This window comes from Rhodocyclaceae bacterium (assembly GCA_020248265.1).
GTDB lineage: Bacteria > Pseudomonadota > Gammaproteobacteria > Burkholderiales > CAIKXV01 > CAIKXV01.
The window spans coordinates 322,180-347,732 of record JADCHX010000011.1 but is presented as its reverse complement, the minus strand read 5'-3'; the positions used below and the strand labels follow the sequence as shown (position 1 = coordinate 347,732).

Genomic DNA, 25,553 nt, shown 5'->3' with positions numbered 1-25,553 from the left:
TCGTGCGGGCCGGGACTCGAGCCCCGCGCGGATCAGGCGCCGACGAGCCCCATCAGCCGCCATACCGGCATCGACAGCGCGATCGACAGCAGCACCAGCAGGCCCCACAGCCAGGCCAGCGCACGCGCATGCCGGTGCGAGAAGCACTCGCCGGAGCCGTGGTAGAGCGCCAGGTAGACCGTACTCTGGTAAGGCAGGAACCACACCTGCGTCGATACCAGCGCCACCAGTGCAACCAGGAACGGATGTACCTGCGCCGCGCCGGCCGCCGGCAGTGCGACCAGCGTCAGCAGGGGCGCAGCGGCCTGCCAGCGCACGATGAACGACAGGCCGAAGCCGACCAGCGCCAGGACCAGGCAGAACGACAGGCTGCCCAGGGCCATCGACTGGATGACTGCGGCAAGCCGCGCACCCAGCCAGGTACCGATACCGAGCGTGGTGAACACGGTCGCCAGGCTGGAGATCGCGCCGAAGAACAGCAGGAACGGCCAGTTCACGCCGGTACGCACCATCGTCGTGTCGAGCGCACGGCCGAGCGCCAGCACGACCAGCGCACCGACGCCGAGCCATGCGCCGTTGATGCCGTGCCACGGCTCGGTCAGGAAGCCGGCGATCAGGCCGATGAGCACCGCGAGGCAGAGCTTCTCGTCCGCACGCATCGGCCCCAGTACCGCACGCTGCAGCGCGAGCCGGTCCCCGGGGTTCGCAGCCGCGGCCGTCGGCCGGTAAAGCCACACCACTGCGGACACCCCCCCGGCGAACAGCAGCAGGTGCAACGGCAAGGCCGCGACGAACCAGCCGGCGAACCCGAACTGGCTCCGGACCTCGTCGGGCAGCAGGCCGTGCACCAGCAGGCCGACCGAAGAGCCGGTCAGGAACAGGCCGGCCATCTGTCCGAAGCCGATCAGTGCCGCCAGCGCAAGCCCGGTCGCCGCACGACCGCCGGGTTCGAAGCCGAGCGCCTCGGCGATCTCGCGCACCATCGGCGCAGCCAGCGCCGTGCGGCTGGTCGCATTGGGCAGCGTCGGCGTCACGGCGGTGCCGACCAGCCCGAGCGTGATGCAACGGCTGGCGAAGCCGGCCGGCTTGCGGCCGAGTGCCGCCAGTGCGACCCGGTACATCAGCCCGGTGTTGCCCACGGCGACACCGACCGCAAGCACAGACAGCACCAGCACCCAGGGTTGGCTGGCGAAACCGTCCAGCGCGACGCGTGGCGCGACCAGGCCGGTGACTACCCAAGAGGCGATCAGCGCCAGCGCGATCACCTCTTCGGCCAACGCCTCGGTGGCGAACAGGATGGCCGCTGCGACGACGGTCAGGAGGGCCTGCCAGCCCGCCGGGCCGAGACCCTCCGGCGGCGTCATCGTCCACAGCGACAGCGGCAGCAGGGCCAACGCCAGTCCCGCGAGCCTGCGCAGCGGCAGAGGCCGGCGCGCCGGCGCGGCCGCGGACGGTTCGGCATCGCTTGTCGATGCCACCTCGGACAGGGCAGCTTCCCGCCCGTCCGGCGCCGTCGCCGCAGGCGTACCGCGCGCGCTCAGGCGCAATGCATCGCTGTCGGCGCCGGCCGCGCGATATGCGGCAGCTGCAGGGTTGCGCTGGCCCAGATGCTCGAGCTCGACTGCAATCGCGCAGATGCGCGCCGCGAGCGCGGTATGGCGGTGCTCGGCCTGCAGCCCGCGTTGCAGCGAGCGGGCGATCGCAACCGGCACGCGGTAGCCGTCCGGCTCGTCGCGCAGCAGGGGCGACTGGCGCGCGAGCGCCGCCAGCCTGATCCGCGCCCTGTCCTCGTCGACCTCGGCCAGCCGTGCCAGCACCGCCAGCGGCGCGCGTTCGAACAGGGCTGCCGCCTCGACGAGGTCGCGCTGACCGGCATCGAGCTCTCGCAGGCGTCCGGCCACCCAGGTATCGACTTCCCGCTGCAGTTCGCCGAGCGCGCGCCGAGTACGGGCAAGGTCGAGCCCGATCGCGGCGCTCAGGTGCAGCATCAGGTCCGGTTCGCCGCGCAGCAGCGCATCGAACCGGACCCGGGGCAGCATCCAGACTCGTACTGCGGTCACCGAGACCACGCTCGCCGAGCGCGGCTCGTCGGTAAGCAAGGACAGTTGCCCGAAGCTCTCGTAGGGTTCGATGCGGTCGATCGCGGACCCCGACACGCGCCGCTCCGCGACGCCCTCGCGCATGATGTAGAGACCGTCGCCTTCGCCGCCGGCCTCGAACACGAGCGATCCGGCATCGAACCAGCGCTCCTCGAGCACGCCCGCGAGCTTCGCGAGGTCGACTGGGTCAAGCCCGGCGAACATGGGCACCGCAGCCAGTGCCTGCGCCGCGGCAAGCGACTCCTGGCCCTCGCTCACCGCTGCGTCCGGCGGCAGCGCGGACCGCGCACATCAGGCCCCTGCCCGCGCCTCATGGCCGGACCTTCCAGGGATGGAAGAACTCGACCCGGTCGATCGAATTGACCAGCGCATCGAGCACCAGCCGACCGCGCAGTACCCGCAGCCGGATCCGGGTGCCGGCGGCACCGGCGGCCCAGAGCCTTTCGTAGAATTCGCGCGGCGTGGCCACCGGATCGGCAGCCACCGCGATGATCACGTCGCCCTCGCGGATACCCACACGCTGCGCCGGAGACTGGTCCATCACGTGCGCCACGACCACCTTGCTGTCGTCCTGGGCCGTGTAGACGCCAAGCCAGGGGCGTGCCGGCTCGGGGCCGCGGCCATGCGCGATCAGGTGGGGCAACAGCGGCCGCAGCAGATCTGTCGGCACGAACATGTTGCCGGGCAGGGCGCTGCCCTGGTCGAGCGCATCGCCGACCCACAGCGAGGCGACGCCCAGCAACCGACCCTCGGCATCGACCAGCGCGGCGCCACTGTGCTCCGAACGCCCCGGGACGGTGAACAGCGCTTCACCCAGCATGTACTCCCAGTAGCCGACGAATGGCCGGCGCGACACGACTGCCGCGGCGCTCGCGCCCCCGGCGCCCTCCTGCGCGACGAAGTAGCGCGGCTGCATCTCGCGCACCGACGAGGAATCGCCCAGCACCAGCGGATGGTCGGTGACCCTGCCGCTGGCACGCAACAGCCCGAAACCGGTCGCATGGTCGAATGCGATCACGCTGGCCGAGAGCACACGGTTGTCGCGGGTGATCACCAGCACCGACCCTGCCTCGATCACCAGATAGCCGATGGTCAGGATCAGCGTACCGGCCCGGGCATCCTCCCCGGGCACGTCATCGGCGCGGATCACGATCCCGGTCCCCTCGCGTTCGGTGCCCAGGGTCTGCCCGGTGCGCGCGTCCTCGATCGTGCGCACGCTCAGCTTCACCACCGCATCCAGCACCGCGTCGGGGAGCGCGCGGGTCGACGCCGGGTCGTTCACCGCCCGCCACGCGGCAAGGCTCGCGAGCACGAGCGGGACGCTGTCCGGCAGCGGCGGGGCGGGGATAGCTGGCCGGTACGATCCTGGTGGATCGCCCGGATCCGGCGATTTGGATGGATCCGACACGCCCCTACTGTACCGCTCCGCGGGTCCGCATGCGCGCCTGGCCGGTGTCATCGCTGCCGCGCGTGCTACCGTCGTCGTTGCACCGCAGCCGACCGCTGGCGGGCTGCATCACGCCGGCCGCGCCCTTGCCCGACAGGAATCCGAGTGCCACCACCTTCCAGCCAGCCCCGCCAGCCCCGCCAGACCCGCACCCGCTCCAGTCCCGCACCGAAGGCAGGTCGCGAGTTCGATCGCTCGCTGCTGAGCGCGCGCGAACTGGCCCGCCTGCTCCCCCTCACCACCCCCGCGAAGATCCAGGACTTCATCACCGACCGGCTGTCCTGCAACCACGAGGTGAATGGCGATACCGTGCTGTCGGTGCGGTCGGTGCTGCGCGAGAAGCATGCGCACTGCATCGAGGCAGCCTTCGTAGCGGCCTGCTGCCTGTGGCTCAACGGCGAGCCGCCGCTGTTGCTCGACCTGCACGCCGAGGGCCACGACTACGACCACGTGGTCGCCGTGTTCCGCCGCAACGGCTGCTGGGGCGCGTTGTCGAAGAGCAACCACCTCTGGTACCGATGGCGCGATCCGGTCTACCGCTCCCTGCGCGAACTGGCGATGTCGTACTTCCACGAATACGTGGATGCCGAAGGCACCAAGACGCTGCGCAGCGTCTCGGTGCCGCTCGACCTGTCACGGGTGGATCCTGCCCTGTGGATCACCAGCCCGGACCATTGCTGGGAGATCGTCGATCGCCTCGGCAGGCTGAAACACACCCGGCTGCTGCCGCCGGGCCAGCGCCGCTGGCTGCGTCCGCGCGACAGGCTCGAACGCAGCGGCAACGCCATCATCGAATATCCGGAGTGAAACCGGGGTCAGGCGCGCGCGACGGTGTTGCGCAGCACACCGATGCGCTCGAGTTCGCACTCGACGACATCGCCAGGCTGGCAGTAGCCCTTCGCAGGGACCAGCGTCTCCTCGCCATCGGCCGCGCCGATCCACTGGCCGCCGAGTTCCGCATCGGTCGACCACGCCGTGCCGCCAGGCGTGCCGGTGATGATCACCATGCCCGGCTGCAGCGTGAGATTGGTCGAGAAGAAATGGATCAGCTCGGCGCACGACCAGATCATGTTGCCGGTCGACGCCGACTGGCGCAACTCGCCGTTGATACGGGTGCGCAGGCGCAGCGCCTGCGGGTCGGGAATCTCGTCGGCCGTGGTGATCCACGGACCGAGCGGCGCCGCGCTGTCGAACACCTTGCCGCGGCCCAGTTCGTACCAGGTGCTGCCGTCGGGCTTGCGCCGCACCTGCCGGTCGCGCGCGGTCACGTCGTTGACGATGGTGTAGCCGAACACGTGTTCGAGCGCGCGCTCCACAGGGATGTGCCGTCCCGGCCTGCCGATCACTACCGCCAGTTCGGTCTCGCAGTCGAGCTTCTTCGTGAGTCGCTCGTCGTACACGATGTTCGCCTCGGGGCCGACCACGCAATCGGCCGTCTTCAGGAAGAACTCCGGTTCCTTGCCGGAAATGGGCGCAGCCGCCTTCTCACGGTTGTGGTCGTGGTAGTTGCTGCCGCTGCACAGGATGGTCGACGGTCGCAGTGGCGCCGCCAGGCGCACGGTCTTCAGCGCGCGGATCGCAGCGGCCGGAGCCATCGACAGCAGCGATGCGGCCAGCGCACGCGCCGGCTCGCCGGCACCGATGAACGCCAGGCAGTTGGCGAACCAGGCTGCGCCCTCGGGCGGTACCGCCCTGCCGCCGGCCGCATGCGCCTCGAGCGCACGCAGCGCATCGACCATGCCGGCGCCGTTGACGAAACCCAGGCGCTCGCGCCCGTCTTCCAGGTAAGTCAGTACTTTCACGTCGTTGCCTCGTCGAGCGGCGGCCGGTTCATTCCAGCTTGCCCATGCGGCGGATCACGTCGGCCAGCCGCTTCGAATCGCGTTGCAGGAAATCGTCGAACTCGGCACCCTGCAGGTGCATGATCGGCGTCTCCATCGCCGACATCGCCTTGATGAAGCCGGCGTCGGCGACCGCCTCCTTCACCGAGCCGCGCACGCGCGCCAGCACCTCGGCAGGCAGACCGGCCGGCGCGAACACGCCGGACCAGATGTAGAACTCCGCCTCGTAACCGGCCTCGCGCATCGTGGGCAGGTCGGGGAAGGCCTTGAGCCGCTGCCCGCCCCATGAGCCGAGCAGGCGCACCTTGCCCGCCTTCACATGCGGGCTGGCGACCCCGGGCGCCTGCGCGGTCACCTCGACCTGGCCGCCGAGCAGGGCGCTCATCGCGGGGCCGCCACCGCCGAACGGCACGTGCAGCAGTTGCGCACCCGCCGACTGCGCCAGCATCTCGACCGCGACATGCAGCGTGCCGTAGATACCCGACGATGAATATGTGATCTTGCCCGGACGGCTGCGCGCGTCCTTCATCAGGTCGGCCACCGTCTTCCACGGGCTGTCGGCGCGCACGATCAGCACGGTCGGATCGGCCGACACCAGCGCCACCGGCGTGAATTCCTTCATCTGGTAGCTCGGCGCGCGCCCGTTGACGCGGTCGGCTTCCGGGATGGTGACGATGCTCGACAGCGCCATCAGCAGCGTGTAGCCATCGGGCTTCTGGCGCGCCACGTGCACCATGCCGACGCCGCCGCCCGCGCCGGGCCGGTTCTCGATGACGATCGGCTGGCCGAGCGTGCGGGTCATCGCCTGCGCCAGCGGGCGCCCGGTGATGTCGGCGATGCCGCCGGGCGCGAACGGTACGACCATGGTGATCGGACGGCTGGGCCAGGCGGCCGGCGCCTGCGCACTGGCGGTACCGGCAACAAGACCTGCCGCAGCGATGGCTGCGACCGCAGCGGTGACAAAGCTCTGACTCACGATGGGCGCTCCTCCTGGAAGATCGAACGGCCGGGGCGCCGATTATGCCGTGCGCAGCGCGGCCAGGGTCGCCTGCACGATCGACGTCGCATCCACGCCGAAAAACGCCCGCAGCGCCTGCCGGGTGTCGCTGCGGCCGAATCCGTCGGTACCGAGCGTGACATACGGCGCCGGTACCCAGCCGCGCACGAGGTCCGGCAGCGCGCGCACATAGTCGGTCGCGGCCACCACCGGACCACTGCCGGCGCCGAGCGCAGCGGTGATCCATGGCGTGCGCGGCGCGTGCGGGTTGTGCAGGTTCCACGCATCGCAATCGAGCCCGTCGCGCCGCAGTTCGGTGAAACTGGTCACGCTCCAGACTTCCGCATCGACGCCGTGGGTTGCCTCGAGCACTTCGGCTGCGGCCAGCACTTCACGCAGGATGGTTCCGCTGCCGAGCAGCCGTACCGGCCGGGCGCCAGGCGCCGCATTGCCCGGGCGAACCCGGTGCATGCCGCGCAGGATGCCTTCCGTCGCATCGGCCGGCATCGGCGGCTGCGGGTAGTTCTCGTTCATCACGGTGACGTAGTAGAAGACGTCTTCGCGCGCCTCGAGCATCCGGCGCATGCCGTCGTGCACGATCACGGCGACCTCGTAGCCCCAGCACGGGTCGTAGGCCACGCAGTTCGGGTAGGTCGACGCGATCAGGTGGCTGGTCCCGTCCTGGTGCTGCAGGCCCTCGCCCGACAGCGTGGTGCGGCCGGCCGTGGCACCGATCAGGAAGCCGCGCGAGCGCATGTCGGCCGCCGCCCAGATCAGGTCGCCGATGCGCTGGAAACCGAAGATCGAATAGAAGGTGTAGAACGGCAGCATCGGCAGGCCGTGCGTCGAATAGCTGGTGGCCGCCGCCAGCCAGGACGATATCGCCCCCGCCTCGCTGATGCCCTCCTCCAGGATCTGCCCTTCGCGCGCCTCCTTGTAGTAGACGAGTTCGTCGCGGTCCTCCGGTTCGTACAGCTGGCCGACGGCCGAGTAGATCGCCACCTGCCGGAACAGCGCCTGCATGCCGAAGGTACGCGCCTCGTCGGCGACGATCGGCACGATGCGCGGGCCGAGCGCCGGATCCTTGAGCAGCTGGCCGAGCATCTGCACGAACACCATCGTCGTCGACTGCTCGCGCGCGCCCGAGCCCTCGAGCAGCCGCGCGAACGCGGGCAGCGGCGGCACCGGCAGCGCCGGCACCTCGGTGCTGCGCCGGGGCAGGTAACCGCCCAGCGCGGCGCGCCGCTGGTGCAGGTAGCGCATCTCGGGGCTGTCCGCGTCCGGCCGGTGGAAACGCAGCTGCGCGACATCGTCCTTCGACAGCGGCAGCGCGAAGCGGTCGCGGAACGCGAGCAGCGCTTCCTCGTCGAGCTTCTTCTGCTGGTGGGTACCCATGCGGCCCTGCCCCCAGTGGCCCATGCCGTAGCCCTTCTTGGTCTGCGCGAGGATCACGGTCGGCTGGCCGCGGTGGCGTACCGCCGCGTGGTAGGCCGCGTGGATCTTCACCGGGTCGTGCCCACCACGACGCAGCCGGTCGATGTCGGCATCGGTCAGGTGGGCAACCAGCTGCCGAAGCTCGGGATAGCGGTTGAAGAAGTTCTCGCGGTTGAACGCGCCATCGGTTGCCGCGTACTTCTGGAACTCTCCATCGACCGTCTCGTGCAGCCTGCGCAGCAGGATTCCTTCATGGTCGCGCGCGAACAGCGGGTCCCAGTCCGATCCCCAGAGCAGCTTGACCACGTTCCAGCCGGCACCCGCGAACAGACCCTCCAGTTCCTGGATGATCGAGCCGTTGCCGCGCACCGGACCGTCCAGCCGCTGCAGGTTGCAGTTGACGACGAACACGAGGTTGTCGAGTCCTTCGCGCCCGGCCAGCGACAGCCCGGCCAGCGATTCCGGCTCGTCCATCTCGCCGTCGCCGACGAACGCCCAGACGCGACGGCCGCGCGTCTCGAGCAGCCCGCGATGCTCCAGGTAGCGCAGGAAACGCGCCTGGTAGATCGCGTTGATCGGTCCCAGCCCCATCGATGCACAGGCGAACTGCCAGAACGATGGCATCAGCCATGGATGGGGATACGACGGCAGGCCGCGGCCACCGGTCTCGCGCCGGTAGTGGTCGAGCTGGTCCTCGTCGATGCGGCCCTCGAGGAAGGCGCGCGAATACACGCCCGTCGACGAGTGCGGCTGGAAGTACACCAGGTCGCCGTCCTGCCCGCCACGGAAGAAATGGTTGAAGCCGACTTCGAACAGGTCTGCGGCCGACGCATAGCTGGCGATGTGGCCACCGAGCTCCGGATGCGCACGGTTGGCGCGCACGACCATCGCCAGCGCATTCCAGCGGATGATCGCCGACAGCCGGTTCTCGATGTCGAGGTCGCCGGGATACTGCGGTTGCGCCTCCAGCGGGATCGAGTTGCGGTAAGGCGTGTTCAGCACCGGCGGCAGCGGCACGCGCTTCGATCGCGCCAGGTCGAACAGCCGGCGCAGCAGGAAGGTCGCGCGCTCGGGGCCTTCGCGCGCGATCGTCTGTTCGAACGCCTCCAGCCACTCGCGGGTCTCTTCCGGATCCTCGTCGGGTGGCGCGACGCGGAGGAATGCCCGGGCGGCGGGAAGGCCCGGACTGTCTTCAGCGGGGTTCGGGATGCTCTCGTCCATGGTGTGCAACGCGCGCTGGCGCGCCCTCCTCGTCAGGTACCGGCCGTGGATCGCCGGTTGCACCGATGGTATCGGGACGCCACCGGCACGGGCTGCCGAAGCCAATCGCACGGACCGCCTCTGTCGGCATATCATGCCGCATTAACTATCGAAACAGAGTTTTCATGCTGCCAACATCGCTGGACACCAAAGACCTGCGCATCCTCGACCGACTGCAGCGCGATGCCAGGATCTCCAACGTGGACCTCGCACAGGCGGTCAACCTGTCGCCCTCGCCGTGCCTTGCCCGGGTACGCGCGCTGGAAGCCTCCGGAGTCATCGCTCGCCACGTCACCCTGCTCGATCCGTTGGCGGTCGGGCTCGATGTCACCGTGTTCATCCAGGTCGCGCTCGACAAGCAGGTCGAGCCGGTACTCGACCGCTTCGAGAAGGCGGTGCGCGAACGTCCCGAGGTGATGGAGTGCTATCTGATGACCGGGGACGCCGACTACCTGCTGCGCGTGGTCGTGCCCGACGTGCGGGCACTCGAGCGGTTCATCGTCGACGTGCTGTCGCGCATGCCCGGCGTGGGCAACATCAAGTCGAGCTTTGCGCTCAAGCAGGTGAAATACGAGACCGCGCTGCCGCTGCAGCCGCCGACGGTCAGTCGGACGCGCGCGCGCCGGAGCGCTTGACCAGTTCAGCGTACTTCGCCACTTCCTTCCTGAGGAAGACCGCGAACTCGGCCGGTGGCAGGAAGATACCTTCCGCCCCATCGCGCTCGAACGCGGCGCGTATGTCGGGATGCGCATGCACCTTGCGCATTTCTTCGACCCAGCGATCGAGCACCGGCTTCTGCACGCCGGCCGGCAGCCATGCGCCGTACCAGATGTCGGTATCGAAACCCGGCACGAAGTTCGCCATCGGCGGCACGCCCGGCAGCGCGGCAGCCGGGCGTGCGGTGGTCACCGCATGCACGCGCAGCTTGCCGGAACGGATGTGCGGCAGCGCGCTGATGCTGGCGACGAAGCCCATGTCGACCTCGCCGCCGATCAGTGCCGCGATCACCCCGCCCGCGCCCTTGTAGGGAATGTGGGTGAGGACGGCCTTGCCCGAGAGCTTGAACAACTCACCGGACAGATGGCTGGTGGTACCCGTGCCGTTCGATCCGAAATTCAGGCCGCCGCTGCGCTTCTGCGACAGCGCGATGACGTCCTTCACCGACTTTGCCGGCACCAGCGGATGGGTGACCAGGGTCAGCGGGGCGCTGGCGAGGAAGGCGACCTGCTGGAAATCGGTAAACAGGTTGTAGTTCAGCTTCGGGTACAACGAGACGTTCACCGCGATCGAGTTGGTGGTGATCATGATCGTGTGGCCGTCGGCCGGCGCTTTCGCCGCGATCTCGGCACCCACGTTGCCGCCAGCGCCGGCCCGGTTGTCGACCGCGACCGGCTGGCCGAGCGCATCGCCGAGGCGCGCCGCGAACTGGCGGCCGATGATGTCGGTGCCACCGCCTGGCGCGAAAGGCACGACCAGCCGGATCGGCCGGCTCGGGAACGTCTGCGCCTGTACGGTCGCGGCAGCGATGAGCAGAAGCAGGGTCGCGCAGGTGGTGCGCACGGCGGTCATGCGGTCGATCATGTGGTCCACTCCTGGGGCACGGGACAGCGGCCGCGCGATTGTACGGCAGCCTCCATCGGCCGGTTGAAAACTGACCTTTCCGTCAAGGTCGCCGCGGCAGCAGGATCGAACGATCGACCTGCCGGATGTCGGTCTTGCCGCAGAAGGCCATCGTGATGTCCAGTTCCTTGCGGATGATCTCGAGGCAGCGCGTGACGCCCGCCTCGCCCATCGCGCCCAGGCCGTGCAGGTAGGCACGCCCGATCATCGTCGCCTTCGCACCGAGCGCCACCGCGCGCAGCACGTCCTGCCCGGACCGGATGCCGCTGTCGAACCAGACCTCGATCCGCGGGCCGACCGCATCGACGATCGCCGGCAGTGCATCGATCGTCGATGGCGCCCCGTCGAGCTGGCGCCCCCCGTGGTTGCTGACCACCAGCGCATCGGCGCCGGCGTCGGCGGCGAGCCGTGCGTCCTCGGCGTCCATGATGCCCTTGAGCACCAGCGGACCGCCCCAGCGGCGCTTGATCCACTCGACGTCGCTCCAGTCGAGCGTCGGGTCGAACTGGGCGCTGGTCCAGGAGGCGAGGCTGGAGGTGTCGCCGACGCCGTCGACATGGCCGACGATGTTGCCGAACTGCCGGCGCGGCGTACCCAGCATGTTCCGGCACCACCGGGGCTTGGTCAGCAGGTTCAGCAGGTTGGCCAGGGTCGGCCTTGGCGGCGTCGACAGTCCGTTCTTCACGTCCTTGTGGCGCTGGCCGAGGATGGTGAGGTCGAGCGTGAGCACCAGCGCAGAACACTTCGCGGCCCTCGCGCGCTCGATCAGCCGCTCGATGAACGCGCGGTCGCGCAGCACGTAGAGCTGGAACCAGAACGGCTTCGTCGTGTGCCCGGCAACGTCTTCGATCGAGCAGATGCTCATCGTCGACAGCGTGAACGGCACGCCGAACTTCTCGGCGGCGCGCGCCGCATGGATCTCGCCGTCTGCCCACTGCATGCCGGCCAGCCCGGTCGGCGCGAGCGCGACCGGCATCGTCACCGGCTGGCCGAGCATGGTTGTGGCGATCGAACGCCGGTCCACGTCCACCGCGACGCGCTGGCGGAACTTCAGTTCCTGCAGGTCGGCCTGGTTGGAGCGGTAGGTTCGCTCGGTCCAGGCGCCGGAATCGCAGTAGTCGTAGAACATGCGCGGGGCGCGCTTCTCATGCAGTACACGCAGGTCTTCGATGTCGGTGATGACGGTCAAGGCATTCCCCCGGTGGCCAGCCCGCGCCGGCTGCGGCCGGCCGGTACGCTGGAGGTGGAGTATCGCGCGATTGACAGGCCGCCGGTTGCGCCGCCCGGCCTAGCGCCGGCTGCGGTAGCGCGCGAGGGCCGGAAGGTCGGGTTCGATGCCGAGCCCCGGTGCATCGGACAGGTGCCAGCAGCCGTCCGCGATGCGCGCGAACGGCCGTGCCAGCGCCTCGCGCAGCGGATTCGGGTTCGAGTCGACTTCGAGCATCCCGCTGCCGCCGACCGCGGCGAGCAGGTGCGCCGACGCGGTCAACCCGATGCCGCCGCCCAGGTAGTGCGGGCAGAACGCGAGGCCGGCCGCGACGATGCCGGCGCCGATGTCGTGGCAGCCGCTGATGCCGCCCCACTTGATCACATCGGGCTGCAGGAAGCGGAACGCCCCGGTCGCCAGCGCCGCGGTGAACTCCCCCTGCCGCGCAGGTTCTCACCGGCGGCCAGCGGGATCGGCGATCGTTCGGCAAAAGCGCGCCAGGTCTGCAGCCGGGCGTCGGCACGCAGCGGCTCCTCCAGCCAGATCGGCCGGAACTCTGCCAGGCGGGCGGCCATCGCGACACCGCCATCGAGGTCCCAGGCCTGGTTGGCATCGATCATCAGTGTCGCGCCATCACCGACCGCGTCGCGCAGTTCACGCAGGTTGCCGGCATCGCGATCCTCGCCGAAGCCCACCTTCAGCTTGAATGCGCCGAAGCCGAGCGCCTTGTGCGCCAGCGCGACCTGGCCCGGGCGCGTCGGGTTGATGCCGCTGGCATAGGCCGGCACGCTTGAGGCCGCGGACGGGTTCAGCAGTCGCGCAAGCGGCAGCCCGGCGCGCCGCGCGACGAGGTCCCAGGCGGCGATGTCGATGCCGGCGATCGCCTGCGCGAACGGCCCGGGTTCATCGGTCTGCAGCACCAGCACCCGGGTGCGCTCGGTGAGGAACTCGAACAACCTGGAGGGCGATGGATGTTCGCGCTCGAGCGCCAGCGGACCGAGTACCTCCTCGATCAGGCATCCGCGATGCTCGGCGCCGTCGGGCGGCCAGTTCGAGAACACCTCCCCCCAGCCATGGGCGCCCTCGGCATCCTCGACGCGCACCGCAAGCGCAGCGCGGCTGCGCATCATCCCGAACGAGTTGCGCACCGGCTCGTCGAGCGGCACGCGCCATACGAAAGCTTCGACCTTGGCCAGCCGGAGCGTCTGCGAGGTCATAGGCTGCCGTCCCCGTGCGACTTGCCCATGGCCGCATCCGGCATCAGGTGATAGATCGCGAAGGCCTCCTGCGCGTCCGTCCACGTAAACCCACACGCGTAGCCGCTCGATGCAGCCAGCGCGCGAAACCCGTCCGGCGTGTACTTGTAGGAATTCTCGGTGTGGATGGTCTCGCCCCGGCGGAACGCATGGACGACTCCGGCAACCTCTACCTGCTGATCGACGAGGCTTTCCAGGTGCATCTCCACGCGTCCGGCCTGCGCATCGTAGCGCGCAACGTGGCGGAACCGGGACAGGTCGAACGTGCATCCCAGCTCGGCGTTCAGGCGGGCGAGCAGGTTCAGGTTGAAGCGCGCCGTGACGCCCTGCCGGTCATCGTATGCGGCTTCCAGTACCGCAGCGTCCTTGCGTGTGTCCACGCCGATCAGCACGCTGCCGCTCGGGCCGATCCAGCGCCCGACGCGACACAGGAACGCCCGCGTCTCTTCCGGCGTGAAATTGCCGATCGTCGAGCCGGGAAAGTACAGCACCCGCGGCGCTCCCGGCGGAAGACGATCGTCGGGCAGGGTGTCGAGGCGCGTGTAATCCGCATGGATCGCGAGCACCTGCAAAGAAGGGAACAGGCGCGCAGTACCGGCGGCGCCGGTCTCGAGCATCGAGCGCGAGATGTCGATCGCGACATAGGCGCATGGCAGGCAGGCCTCGATCAGCAACCGGGTCTTGGTGCCGGCGCCACTGCCCGGTTCGATCAGGACAGCGCCGGCCGGGAGCGCGGACGCTATCGCATCGAGATGCTCGCGCAGGATGGCCAGTTCGGTGCGCGTGACGTAGTACTCTGGGGTGGCGCAGATCGCCTCGAACAGTTCACTGCCCTGCTCGTCGTAGAACCACTTGGCCGGAAGCGCGCGGGGAGCGGCGGCGAACCCGGCCAGCACGTCATCACGCAGCGAAGTGCCGAAGGTATCGGCCGCGGCAAATGCAAGGTTGGCGGGACGCGTATCCATCATCGCCGCATGGTAACCGGTCGCCGCCCGGACAGGTGGACGCGGAGCGACCACCTGTCGCGGCGTATACATCCACCGCGGCAGACGCTCGATGCAGGGACGGCGGCGCGAGACTGCGCCGGTCAGATCAGACGCAGGGAAAACCCGCTCTCGATCCAGCGACGGATGCGATTGGCATCGGCGATGCGCGAGTGGCGGCCGTCGGAGTCGAGCAGGACGATCACCATGTCTTCACCATTGATGCGCGTGTGCATGACCAGACAGCGCCCCGCCTCGCGGATGAAGCCGGTCTTCGAAAGGCCGATGTCCCACTCTGGGCTCGCCACGAGCTGGTTCGAGTTGTTGAACTGCAGGTGCGCTGCACGGTTACCCGGGGTGTCGACACGAAGCGCCGACGTGGTCGTGTATTCACGGATCGTCGAATAGGTCATGCCGGCGTTCACCAGCCGTACCAGGTCCTGCGCCGTGGCCACGTTGCCGCTGTGCAGGCCGGTGGAATCCTCGAAACGCGACTGGTGCATGCCGAGCGCCTGTGCCTTCAGGTTCATCTGGGCGATGAACTCGCGGTAGCCGCCGGGCGAGGTCCTCGCCAGTGCTGCGGTGGCACGGTTCTCCGAAGACATCAGAGACAGGCGGAGCATCTCGGCGCGGCTGAGCGTGGTACCGGCGGCCAGGCGCGAGCCGAGCCGGCGCGTGGCGTCGATGTCTTCCTCGGTGATGGTGACCGGTTCATCCATCGCCTGGTTGTAGTCGAGCACCACCATCGCGGTCATCAGCTTGGTGATGGACGCGATCGACCGGACCCTGTCGTCATTGCGCGAGAACAGCACCTGTCCGCTCGCCTGTGAAGCGACCAGCACCGCGGTCGAGCGCAGGACCAGGTCGCTGGGCGCCTCCGCCGAACGCGCGGAGTCGGGACGGTACCGCATCGACACGGGCGTCGCGCGGGCGGCAGTCATCGGCGCTGCCTTCGCCGCCGCATGCCCGCTGGCCGGGATCGTCGCACGCACCCGTTCGCCCGGCCGGGCGGTGCCGTGGCGGCCGGTGGCGGTTCGCTGTGCCTGCGCGGCGGGCCGCTGTGCCTGCGCGGCGGGCCGCGCCGCCTTTGGCGCCTGCGCCTTGCGGGCAGTGGCCTCGCGCGAGTTCGCGGGCTGCGCATGGGCCTGTGGTGCGGGGAGCGACACCGTAACGGCCGCGAAGCAGAGCAATCGAAGCCACTTCCTGAGAGAGCGGGTCGTCACGGTTCGGATCCTCGTGCGCATGGATGCCATACTGTCAACGGCACCCTCGGGCGGCAGCTTTAGCGTCCCGAATGGGGCGCTCGCCGCGCGATTAGATAACGAAAACCGTGGCTTGGCAACTACAGCTCAGGAATTTCCTCGATCGATCAGGGTTCGCCGCGGGTCAGCTGCCAGTCTGTACCGAGCGCTCCTGCTGCTGCAGTGACCACATCTGCGCATACTGCCCGCCCGCTGCGAGCAGTTCGCGATGGGTGCCGCGCTCGATGATCCTGCCCTGCTCCATCACCAGGATCTGGTTGGCGTCGATGATCGTCGACAGACGGTGTGCGATCACCAGCGTGGTGCGGCCGATCGCGATCTGGTCGAGTTCGCCCTCGATCGCCTGCTCGGTTTCGGAATCCAGGGCCGAGGTGGCCTCGTCGAAGATCATCACCTGCGGGTTCTTGAGGATGGCGCGGGCGATCGCGACCCGCTGCTTCTCGCCCCCCGACAGCTTCAACCCGCGCTCGCCGACCGCCGATTCATAGCCCTGTGGCAGCGACGCAATGAATTCGTGGATATGCGCCGACTGTGCCGCAGCGACCACCTCATCCGGGGCGGCCGAGGGCCTGCCGTAATGGATGTTGTAGCGGATCGTGTCGTTGAACAGCACGGTGTCCTGCGGCACGATGCCGATCGACGCACGCAGGCTCTGCTGGCGCAGGCGCCGCACGTCGATGCCACCGACCGAGACGCTCCCGCTCTGTACGTCGTAGAACCGGTAGAGCAGCCGTGCCAGCGTGGACTTGCCGGAACCGCTGTGGCCCACGACCGCCACCTTCGCCCCTGCCGGGACCTCGAAGCTCACCCCGTGCAGGATCTGCCGCGCCGGGTCGTAGCCGAAATCAACGTGATCGAAGCGGATCGCCACGCTGCCGGGAGGCACGTCGACCGCGCCCGGGGCATCCTGCACCTCGCGATGCTGGCCGAGCAACGCGAACATCCGGTCCATGTCGGTGGTCGACTGCTTGATCTCGCGGTAGGCCATGCCGAGGAAGTTGAGCGGGATATAGAGCTGGATCAGGAGCGCATTGACCAGCACCAGGTCTCCGAGCGTGAGTTCCCTCGACGCCACGCCCTGCGCAGCGAAGATCATCAGTACCGTGACCCCGCCGGCGATGATCAGGCTCTGGCCCACGTTCAGCAGGCCGAGCGACGCCTCGGTCTTCACCGCTGCGGCCTCGTAGCGCTCGAGGCTGCGGTCATAGCGCCGCGCCTCGTACTCCTCGTTGTTGAAATACTTCACTGTTTCGTAGTTGAGCAGGCTGTCGACCGCGCGCGTGTTCGCCTTCGAGTCCAGTTCGTTCGCTTCGCGGCGGATCGCCGTCCGCCATTCCGTCACCGAGATCGTGAAATACACGTACAAGCCGACGGCCAGGAAGGTCACGGCCGGGAAGCGCCAGTCGAACTTCGTCAGCAGCACCGCGGCCACCAGCACGAACTCCAGGATCACCGGGATGATCGAGAACAGCATGTAGTTCAGGAGCGTACTGATGCCGCGCGTGCCGCGCTCGATGTCGCGCGACATGCCACCGGTCTGGCGATCGAGGTGGAAACGCAGGCTCAGGCTGTGCAGGTGGCGGAACACCGACAGCGCGACCTTGCGCACTGCGCGCTGGGCCACGCGCACGAACACCACGTCGCGCAATTCGGCGAACAGCGTGGTCGACATCCGCAGCAGGCCATAGGCGAGCAGGAGCATGAAGGGCACGGCCAGCATCGCGCGATCCGGAGAAAGCGAATCGACGATCTCCTTCAGCACCAGCGGCACGCCCAGGTTGGCGAGCTTCGCGCACACCAGCAGCGACAGCGCGGCCACTACCCGCCAGCGATACTCGCGCAGGAACGGCAGCAGTATGCGCACACGCGACCAGTCGAAGAAAGCGGCACGGGGTTGCCCCGGCCCTGCCTGCTGCGGGGCCTGCACTGCCGGCCCGGAATGCCCGTGAGGACTCATGCTGCACCTGCCATCATCGTTCTTGCGTCCTCGATCCTGGATCCGAAACATTTCGGGGCCACATGCCCCGGAAGATAGGAAAAAAAGCGGGCACCCTTGAGGGTGCCCGAAATCCAAAGGAGGAGGATGAAAACAGTGAGCCATTGCGGGCACTCTGTCTTCACGCTCAATCGCAAGCAGAGACCGTGCCAACTTCGGACGGTCATCGAATCAATCACTTGGAGGCGTGGCACATCATCGATCGCGCACCGGATGCACCGCACGCATTCGACACGCCTGAAGCGCGCACCATCGATGCGCAGCACCGGAGACGACGCCGGCCGACGCGCTGCCAGTTACGGCGTACCCGTCCCGGGTGCGCTCTCGTGCGTGCGCGACCTGAACTCGGCGGCCACCGGAGACCAGTAGGCTGCGGCCAGCAGTACGCCCCACAGGATCGCCGCGACGCTGTCCATCGTGTAGGCAAAGCCGGACAGGACTACCGTACCTGACAGTGGCATGGGCAGGTAGATCGCAATCGTCGAGGCCAGCGTCAACCAGCGGGCCCAGCGCTGGAACGCCAGCAGGCCAACCAGCCCGACGCACAGCGCCACGAACGCGCCGAACGACACGGTCGCGCCGATCGATTGCAGGGGCGTGGACAGCATCGCGCCGCGCGAGCTGATCCAGGCCTGCAACTCGGGCGGAAGCAGGTACATGTCGAACGACGCGACGAACATGGCGGCCGGTATCAGAAGCGCGTTGAACAGCACCAGCAGGCGGAACTCGGCACGGACGCTCAAGGGACCTCGGGACATTTCTCTGGAAGATAGCCAAGGATGCCATGCGTGCCAGACGGTTGCCGGATAGCGGTGTCTGTAAACGCGGTGACCGCGCCGGGTCTCCGGGGCGCGGGGGCAGCCCCGGCGGTGGCATCGCCAATGCGCGAAGGCCGCTACAGATAATCCTTGCGTGCTCCATACCCCGCCCAGCCGAGCAGCACCCGCACGATGCCGTAGCTGACCCAGCTGGCGATGCGCGCGGCAAACCCGCGCCGGTACCCGGAAGCGAACACCTGCCGAGCGCCAGCGTCCATGGCCCGCCGCAGGCTGGACAGCAGTTCGGCGGCGAAGGCGGCGTCGCGCACGAACACGTTGGCCTCGCGCGCGAGCAGCAACGACAGCGGGTCGATGTTGGAGGAGCCCACGGTTGCCCACTCGCTGTCGAATACCGCCACCTTCGCATGCATGAAGCTCCGGTGGTATTCGAAGATGCGCACGCCGGCGTCGAGCAGTTGCCGGTACAGCGCGCGCGAGGCATGGCGCATCAGCACGTATTCGACGCGGGCCTGCAACAGCACTGTGACCTTCACGCCGCGCCTGGCGGCATCGATCAGCGCGTGGCGGAACTCGATGCCCGGCAGGAAATAGGCACTGGCGATCAGGATCTCGCGCTCCGAGCGCGCAATCGCCTGCAGGTAGGCATCCTCGATGTCGCGCCGGTGGCGCAACGTGTCGCGGATGACGAAAGCAGCCTGGATCGGCCCGGCCGGCGCCATCGACGGCGCTGTTGCCGACGCGTCGGTTTCCTGCACCGGCAGCGAGACGAGCGACTCGGGCAGCGCGCGCCATGACGGCCAGCGGCGGCCCAGGTAGGTGCGGGCGACGGCATCCCATGTCTGCCGTGCGACGCGCAGTATCTCGAGCGTGAGTGGCCCGCGAATTTTCACCGCATAGTCCCAGCGCGGCGGCGTCTGTCCCGGGGTATGCATGTCGTCGATCACGTTGATGCCACCGGCAAAGCCGAGTTCACCGTCTATCGCGACGATCTTGTGGTGCAGTCGGCGCAGCCGGCTGCGCTGAAAGTCGAACACGGTGACGTCGGGCCGGAAGAACAGCAGTTCGATCCCGGCTGCGCGCAGCCGCGCGCGAAGCACACCGGGCATGTTGCGGCTGCCGAAGCCGTCGACCAGCACATGTACCGCGACCCCGCGCGCGGCCGCCCGCACGAGCGCTTCGGCGACGATCCGCCCTGCCGGATCGTCCGCGAAGATGTAGGCCTGCAGATGGATCTCGTGCCGGGCCGCATCGAACGCTGCCGCAAGCGCCGGGAAGTACGCGCCGCCGCCCTCCAGCAGTTCGACCGCATGCCCTTCGAGGAAACGGGCGTGGGTGGCTGCCGACTGCACGGTGGCCCTGCCTTCAGCCGAGGATGAGCGTGGCTGAAAGCGGTGCATGGTCGGACAGGCGCGCCCAGGCCTGTCCGTGATGCACATGGGCGTGCCGGACTTCGAACCCGCGCACGTAGATCCGGTCGAGCCGGAACATGGGCATGCGCGTCGGGAAGCTGCGCGCCGGGTGGCCGCGCGTGACCTCGAACACCTCGACCATGCCCAGTTCCGAGCTCATGCCGTCGCTGGCTTCCTTGCGCCAGTCGTTGAAATCGCCGGCGATCACGAGCGGCGCGCCCTCCGGCACGAGCGCCCGGATATGCCCGGTCAGCTCGCGCAGCTGCCAGCGCCGGCCGCGTGCAAGCAACCCGAAATGCACGTTGACGCAATGCAGCGGGTGCGCCCAGCCAGGCACGGCGATCTCGCTGTGGAGCAGGCCGCGGCTCTCGAAGAAGTAGGCCGACACATCGATATTGTCCCACTTCGAGATCGGATAGCGGGACAGGATCGCGTTGCCGTGATCGCCATGGTCGTAGACCGCATTCCGGCCGTAGGCGAAATCGTGCCATACCGAATCGGCAAGGAATTCGTACTGCGGTGCGGCCGGCCAGTGCTCGAAGCGCGCGGCATGCCGGTCGTGGCGACCATGCACCTCCTGCAGGAACACGACATCTGCCGCCAGCGTGTGCAGCTGGTCGCGCAGATCGCGCACCATCATCCGCCGGTTGAACGGCGAGAAGCCCTTGTGGATGTTGTAGGTCGCCACCCGCAGCGCTCCAGTGGCGCGCGCGACACCGGCTCCGGACGTTTCGTGGACGGTCGACCGCGCGTCAACCGAGGACACACGCACTCCCGCGGGCTCGGGGCCGGCACGGCGTTCCGGTCGCACGCTCCCGCCCGGGGCGGACTACGACACCTCGAGCATGCGGGTCAGCGCGAGACGCGCGAGCGCCGCTTCCCGCTCGGGTACCGTGATTCGGTTCACCACGCGGCCCTCGACGAGATTCTCGAGGCACCAAGCCAGGTGCTGCGGATCGATGCGTGCCATCGTCGAGCACATGCAAACGGTCGGCGCCATGAACTGCACCACCTTGCCCTGGCTCTTGAACTGGTCCGCAAGCCGGTTGACGAGGTTCAGCTCGGTGCCGACGAGCCAGCGCGTGCCGGGCGCACTCTGCGCGATGGTCCGGAGGATGAAATCGGTCGAGCCGACGTAGTCGGACAGCTTGCAGACGTCGAACTTGCACTCTGGATGGCTGATCACCATGCCCGTCGGGTTCTGCTCGCGCCAGCGCAGGATATGCTGCGGCTGGAACATCTGATGCACGGAGCAATGGCCCTTCCAGAGCAGCACCTTGGCCATCTTGATCTGCTGTGCGGTGAGGCCCCCCATCGGTTCGTCCGGGTCCCAGACCAGCATCTCGGACACCGGAATATCCATCAGGTAGCCGGTCCAGCGGCCCAGGTGCTGGTCAGGGAAGAACAGTACCTTGTCGCGCCGGGCGAACGCCCACTCGAGGATGCTGCGCGCATTGCTCGACGTGCAGACGATGCCGCCATGTTCGCCGCAGAACGCCTTCAGGTCGGCAGCCGAGTTGATGTAGGTGATCGGCGTGATGTGCTCGTCCGGATCGAGCACCTCGGAGATCTCGCGCCAGGCCCGCTCGACCTTGGCGAGGCTGGCCATGTCGGCCATCGAGCAACCGGCCGAAAGGTCGGGCAGGATCGCCACCTGGTGCGGTTTCGTCAGGATATCGGCCACCTCGGCCATGAAATGCACGCCACAGAAGACGATGTACTCGGCGTCGGTCTGCGCCGCCAGACGCGAAAGCCCGAGCGAATCCCCGGTGAGGTCGGCATGCTGGTACACGTCGGCCCGCTGGTAATGGTGGCCGAGGATGGTCGCGCGTGCGCCCAGCCTGGCCCGGGCTGCGACGATCCGCGCCTGGCAGGCGTCGTCTTCCAGGGTCTTGTAGTCGTCGAATGACAACACTGGGGTCGCGGTCATTCCATCCTCCAGGGAAAGCGCATCGGCAAAACGCCACCGATCAACGCAAACGGGCCGGCGAAGTTAACACAACTGTCATCCCCGGGTGCACGGCAGCGAGGTGTCAGCGCGAGGCAAGCAACGGCAGCCGGCGAATGGCATCGCCATTGGTGGACGAAAACACCTTTCCTGCAGCCTCCGACCAGGGCAACCATTGATATCGGGTGTGTTCGCGCGGGGACAAGACCACCGGCAGGCGATCGTCAAGCTCGAGACCGAACGCATGCTCGACATTCTCGGTGACACCGGGACCGTAGCGGGCCCGCCAGTGCGGGTATATCTCGTAGCGACTCGACTGCTTCCAGTCGACCAGGCGGCCCTGCCCGGCATCTATACCGGTCTCCTCGAGCACCTCGCGCCGCGCCGTCTCGTCCAGCGGCTCGTCGAGCCGGTCCAGGCTGCCGGTGACCGACTGCCAGAAGCCGGGGCGGTCGAAACGCTCGAGCAGCAACACGTCAAGGGCACGGGTATGGATCACCACCAGCACCGATACCGGGATCTTGTACACGCGCGCGGCGCCTGGATCAGCCGGCGTCCGGCGCGTCGGCCGACGGCAGCGCATCCAGGCCGAACTCCGCCGGCTCGTCGCTCGCCACCAGCACCCAGCAGGCGATGCCACGCTCGCGCCAGGCGTCGACCGCATCGTCGAGGATCTCGACCAGGGTCTCGAACACGTCCGGGACCTGGTGCGCCGCGAACGCAGCCCCGTCGATGCGCCAGAGCAGGCCCTGCCGGGCGGCATCGCCCGGTTCGTGCCAGGCGTCGTCGCGCAGGCATTCGTCGAGCGCGTCCCAGTTGCCACCGAAATACTCGGGAAGCCTGCAGGCGTCGGCGAAGGCATCCAGGATCGCGCCCTTCGTGCGGCAATGTTCGAGGTCGACCCTGACCACCATCAGCCCGGCGGCGCGCGCGGCGGCCTCCCAGGCATCGAGGTCGTGATCGCATGCATACAGACCGGCGGCTGCGGCATCGCGAAGCAGGCTCTTGTTCATGCCATCGCTCCCGTGACTGTCAGCGGCTCATTCACGGATGCGCCTGAAACTCGCATAGTGGTCGTCGGTGTAGTAGAACTCGCCGGACCGCGCCGTCACGATCCGCCGCGCCCCCCTGTTGCGCGCACCCGGCGTAGGCACGGTGTATTCCAGGTACCAGCCGCGCTCGCGCTGCGGCAACAGTTTCTCGCGGTTGCCGAACACGATGCCGTCCCGGTCGTACGGAAACGGTCCACCCTTGCGAATCAGCGCAAGCGTGCGCTGTGCCTCCGGCGGCAGGTCGGCCAGCGCGACCTCCGCGCCCCTGCCCTGGACCGCGGGTTGCTGCTCGCCGCGCGCGGCCGAGTCCGGCACCGTCGCGCACAGCAGGGCGAATGCCAGCAACGCCGGCAGCCACGCGAGCAGCGTACCGGCGGCAGCCCGCCACGGCTTCGGCCTGACGCACCGGGTGGGTGCCTGCATCAGCGGACCTTGATGTGCAGTTCACGCAACTGCTTCTCGTCCACGGGCGACGGTGCCTGGGTCAGCAGGCATTGCGCGCGCTGCGTCTTCGGGAAGGCAATGACATCGCGGATCGAATCGGATCCGGCCATCATCGCCACGATGCGGTCGACACCGAACGCGATCCCGCCATGGGGCGGCGCACCATACTGCAGCGCATCGAGCAGGAAGCCGAACTTGGTGCGTGCCTCCTCGATCGACAGGCCGATCGCCGAGAACACCTTCGACTGTACGTCCTCGCGGTGGATACGCACCGAACCGCCGCCGATCTCCGATCCGTTGAGCACCATGTCGTACGCCTTGGCCAGCGCCTTGCCGGGCTCGGCTTCGAGCAGGTTCTCGTGGCCGTCCTTCGGTGCGGTGAACGGATGGTGCATCGCCGTCCAGCCCTTGCTCTCTTCGTCGAACTCGAACATCGGGAAGTCGACCACCCAAAGCGGTGCCCAGGCACGGCCATCGAGGTGGCCCTTCTCGTGGCCGACGCGCAGGCGCAGGGCGCCCATCGAATCGTTGACCACCTTGCCGCGATCGGCACCGAAGAAGATCAGGTCGCCCGACTGCGCGCCGGTGCGCTCGAGGATGGCCGCCAGTGCCTGCGCATGCAGGTTCTTCACGATCGGCGACTGCAGGCCTTCCTCGTTCGGCTTCGAGGCATCGTTGACCTTGATGTAGGCCAGGCCCTTGGCGCCGTAGACCTTCACGAACTCGGTGTAGCCGTCGATCTCGCCCCGGGTGAGCGCAGCGCCGCCGGGCACGCGCAGCGCCGCCACCCGGCCACCGGGCGTCGTCGCAGGACCGGAGAACACCTTGAAGGCAACATCCGTCATCACATCGGTGAGTTCGGTGAGTTCGAGCGTGACGCGCAGGTCCGGCTTGTCGCTGCCGAAGCGGTCCATCGCCTCCTGCCAGCTCATGCGCGGGAACTCGGGCAGATCGACCGACATCACCTCGCGGAACACGCTGCGGATCATGCCCTCCATGATGTCGTTGATCTCGCGCTCGCCCAGGAACGAGGTCTCGACGTCGATCTGGGTGAATTCGGGCTGGCGGTCGGCACGCAGGTCTTCGTCGCGGAAGCACTTGACGATCTGGTAGTAGCGGTCGAAGCCGGCGACCATCAGCAACTGCTTGAAGATCTGCGGCGACTGCGGCAGCGCGAAGAACTCTCCGTGGTGCACGCGCGAGGGGACGAGGTAGTCGCGCGCACCCTCCGGCGTCGACTTGGTGAGCATCGGCGTCTCGACGTCGATGAAGCCCTGTGCATCGAAGTAGCGGCGTACCGCCATCGTGAAACGGTAGCGCAACTTCAGGTTGTTCAGCATCTCCGGGCGGCGCAGGTCCATCACGCGATGCGTGAGCCGCACGGTCTCGGACAGGTTCTCCTCGTCCATCTGGAACGGGGGCGTCAGCGAAGCGTTCAGGATCTCGATCGACTTCGCCAGCACCTCGATCTGTCCGCTGACGATGTTCGCATTGGTGGTGCCCTGAGGGCGGTGCCGCACGCGCCCGGAGATGCGCAGGACGAACTCGTTGCGCACCTTGTCGGCGGTGGCAAACGCATCGGGGGTATCGGGGTCGATCACCACCTGCACCACGCCCTCGCGGTCGCGCAGGTCGATGAAGATCACGCCGCCATGGTCGCGGCGCCGATGCACCCAGCCGTTCAGTTCCACCGTCTGGTCGAGGTGTCTTTCGGAGATCAGGCCGCAGTAGTCGGTTCGCATCGTCGTTCTTCAGGTTCCGGCGGGCACGCAGCCGGCGGTTGGGGAATGTTCAGGACTCGAGGGCGCCGCGGCATGCGCAGCGGCGGCAGGCTCAGCTGCCGGGCAGCGGCCGCTTGACCAGCTGCAACGGGCTCTCGCCGGGCCCTCCGGGACGCACCTGCCCGCGCGGCGGCACGATGCCCATCGAGATGATGTACTTGAGTGCCTCTTCGACGCTCATCTCGAGTTCGATCACTTCGTTCGCCGGCACCAGCAGGAAGTACCCGGCCGTCGGATTCGGCGTCAGAGGGATGAACACGCCCACCGAGTCGCCCGGCAGGTGCCGGGCCACTTCGCCACCCGGAGTACCGGTGATGAATCCGATGGTCCACGTGCCGGGCATCGGAAACTGCAGCAATACCGCCTTGCGGAAGGATTGTCCATTGCTCGCGAGCAACGAGTCGCTGACCTGCTTCACGCCGTAGTAGATCGAGCGCACGACCGGTATGCGCGCGAGGAGCCCTTCCCAGAAGGCGAGCAACCGCTGGCCGATGAAATTGGCCGCCACCACGCCGGTCAGCGTGACGATAGCCAGCGTCAGCAGCACGCCCATGCCGGGAATATGCATGCCGATCCAGGCCTCCGTGCGCCAGCTGGCCGGCAACAGCGCCAGCGACTGGTCGAGCGTGCCGACGAGGAAATCCATCACCCAGAAGGTGATGCCGATCGGGATCCAGATCAGCAGGCCGGTGATGAAGTAGCGGCGCAGGTTCACTGCCGTCGGCCAGCGGTGTGCGA

Annotated in this window: 21 protein-coding genes and 1 pseudogene; 2 read left to right on the top strand and 20 right to left on the bottom strand. The window is 68.1% G+C overall.

Features of this window, described 5'->3' with window-relative positions:
- Positions 1-32 precede the first annotated feature (32 nt).
- On the bottom strand, positions 33-2,357 hold the full coding sequence (locus tag ING98_12565; GenBank protein MCA3102701.1) for an anion permease: 2,325 nt from the start codon (positions 2,355-2,357) through the stop codon (positions 33-35).
- A gap of 52 nt (positions 2,358-2,409) precedes the next feature.
- Positions 2,410-3,411 (bottom strand): serine protease, encoded by a 1,002-nt coding sequence (locus tag ING98_12560; protein MCA3102700.1) that lies wholly within the window; start codon positions 3,409-3,411, stop codon positions 2,410-2,412.
- Between the two features lie 240 nt (positions 3,412-3,651).
- Between ING98_12560 and ING98_12555 the strand changes: the two genes are divergently transcribed.
- On the top strand, positions 3,652-4,353 hold the full coding sequence (locus tag ING98_12555; protein MCA3102699.1) for a hypothetical protein: 702 nt from the start codon (positions 3,652-3,654) through the stop codon (positions 4,351-4,353).
- 8 nt (positions 4,354-4,361) lie between these two features.
- Here the strand turns inward: ING98_12555 and ING98_12550 are convergent, their stop codons facing one another.
- From ING98_12550 to mdeB, 3 genes are all read right to left on the bottom strand, one after another.
- Complete coding sequence (locus ING98_12550) at positions 4,362-5,348, bottom strand: fumarylacetoacetate hydrolase family protein (GenBank protein MCA3102698.1); 987 nt, start codon at positions 5,346-5,348, stop codon at positions 4,362-4,364.
- A 28-nt stretch (positions 5,349-5,376) separates the two neighbouring features.
- The gene (locus ING98_12545) at positions 5,377-6,252 is read right to left on the bottom strand and encodes a tripartite tricarboxylate transporter substrate binding protein (protein MCA3102697.1); all 876 of its coding nucleotides are present in this window, start codon (positions 6,250-6,252) and stop codon (positions 5,377-5,379) included.
- A gap of 153 nt (positions 6,253-6,405) precedes the next feature.
- Positions 6,406-9,039 (bottom strand): alpha-ketoglutarate dehydrogenase, encoded by a 2,634-nt coding sequence (gene mdeB / locus ING98_12540; protein MCA3102696.1) that lies wholly within the window; start codon positions 9,037-9,039, stop codon positions 6,406-6,408.
- Positions 9,040-9,203: 164 nt separating this feature from the next.
- On the opposite strand from mdeB, the gene ING98_12535 reads away from it, so the two are divergent.
- Positions 9,204-9,713, top strand: a complete 510-nt coding sequence (locus tag ING98_12535) for an Lrp/AsnC family transcriptional regulator (GenBank protein ID MCA3102695.1) — start codon at positions 9,204-9,206, stop codon at positions 9,711-9,713.
- On the opposite strand, the gene ING98_12530 is transcribed toward ING98_12535, so the two are convergent.
- The 15 genes and pseudogenes from ING98_12530 to ING98_12460 form a co-directional block, all read right to left on the bottom strand.
- A complete protein-coding gene (locus ING98_12530) occupies positions 9,682-10,659 on the bottom strand; it encodes a tripartite tricarboxylate transporter substrate binding protein (protein MCA3102694.1) in 978 nt (325 codons plus the stop codon). The two genes, ING98_12535 and ING98_12530, sit on opposite strands and share 32 nt — an antisense overlap.
- 82 nt (positions 10,660-10,741) lie before the next feature.
- Positions 10,742-11,887, bottom strand: a complete 1,146-nt coding sequence (locus ING98_12525) for an alpha-hydroxy-acid oxidizing protein (protein ID MCA3102693.1) — start codon at positions 11,885-11,887, stop codon at positions 10,742-10,744.
- 99 nt (positions 11,888-11,986) lie between these two features.
- Positions 11,987-13,122, bottom strand: a pseudogene (locus tag ING98_12520) (mandelate racemase/muconate lactonizing enzyme family protein).
- Positions 13,119-14,126 (bottom strand): L-histidine N(alpha)-methyltransferase, encoded by a 1,008-nt coding sequence (gene egtD / locus ING98_12515; protein ID MCA3102692.1) that lies wholly within the window; start codon positions 14,124-14,126, stop codon positions 13,119-13,121. Before egtD ends, ING98_12520 begins: the two are co-directional and overlap by 4 nt.
- A 122-nt stretch (positions 14,127-14,248) precedes the next feature.
- Complete coding sequence (locus tag ING98_12510) at positions 14,249-15,367, bottom strand: serine hydrolase (GenBank protein MCA3102691.1); 1,119 nt, start codon at positions 15,365-15,367, stop codon at positions 14,249-14,251.
- Between the two features lie 163 nt (positions 15,368-15,530).
- The gene (locus ING98_12505; GenBank protein ID MCA3102690.1) at positions 15,531-17,363 is read right to left on the bottom strand and encodes an ABC transporter ATP-binding protein/permease; all 1,833 of its coding nucleotides are present in this window, start codon (positions 17,361-17,363) and stop codon (positions 15,531-15,533) included.
- 335 nt (positions 17,364-17,698) lie between these two features.
- The gene (locus ING98_12500; GenBank protein MCA3102689.1) at positions 17,699-18,145 is read right to left on the bottom strand and encodes a hypothetical protein; all 447 of its coding nucleotides are present in this window, start codon (positions 18,143-18,145) and stop codon (positions 17,699-17,701) included.
- Between the two features lie 152 nt (positions 18,146-18,297).
- Positions 18,298-19,578 carry a cardiolipin synthase ClsB gene (gene clsB, locus ING98_12495; GenBank protein ID MCA3102688.1) on the bottom strand — a complete coding sequence of 427 codons (1,281 nt, stop codon included), beginning with the start codon at positions 19,576-19,578 and terminating at the stop codon, positions 18,298-18,300.
- Positions 19,544-20,230 (bottom strand): endonuclease/exonuclease/phosphatase family protein, encoded by a 687-nt coding sequence (locus ING98_12490; GenBank protein ID MCA3102687.1) that lies wholly within the window; start codon positions 20,228-20,230, stop codon positions 19,544-19,546. The genes clsB and ING98_12490 overlap by 35 nt, the downstream gene beginning before the upstream one ends.
- Before the next feature lie 189 nt (positions 20,231-20,419).
- The gene (nadA, locus tag ING98_12485) at positions 20,420-21,520 is read right to left on the bottom strand and encodes a quinolinate synthase NadA (GenBank protein ID MCA3102686.1); all 1,101 of its coding nucleotides are present in this window, start codon (positions 21,518-21,520) and stop codon (positions 20,420-20,422) included.
- A 103-nt stretch (positions 21,521-21,623) separates the two neighbouring features.
- Positions 21,624-22,121, bottom strand: coding sequence for a dihydroneopterin triphosphate diphosphatase (gene nudB / locus ING98_12480; GenBank protein MCA3102685.1), 498 nt, complete (start codon positions 22,119-22,121; stop codon positions 21,624-21,626).
- The gene (locus ING98_12475; GenBank protein MCA3102684.1) at positions 22,084-22,551 is read right to left on the bottom strand and encodes a barstar family protein; all 468 of its coding nucleotides are present in this window, start codon (positions 22,549-22,551) and stop codon (positions 22,084-22,086) included. The genes nudB and ING98_12475 overlap by 38 nt, the downstream gene beginning before the upstream one ends.
- Positions 22,552-22,578: 27 nt before the next feature.
- Positions 22,579-23,013 (bottom strand): ribonuclease N1, encoded by a 435-nt coding sequence (locus tag ING98_12470; protein ID MCA3102683.1) that lies wholly within the window; start codon positions 23,011-23,013, stop codon positions 22,579-22,581.
- On the bottom strand, positions 23,013-24,776 hold the full coding sequence (gene aspS / locus ING98_12465) for an aspartate--tRNA ligase (GenBank protein ID MCA3102682.1): 1,764 nt from the start codon (positions 24,774-24,776) through the stop codon (positions 23,013-23,015). The genes ING98_12470 and aspS overlap by 1 nt, the downstream gene beginning before the upstream one ends.
- Positions 24,777-24,867: 91 nt before the next feature.
- Entirely contained in the window at positions 24,868-25,524 is a 657-nt protein-coding gene (locus ING98_12460; protein ID MCA3102681.1) for a DUF502 domain-containing protein, read from the bottom strand.
- Between the last annotated feature and the right edge of the window lie 29 nt (positions 25,525-25,553).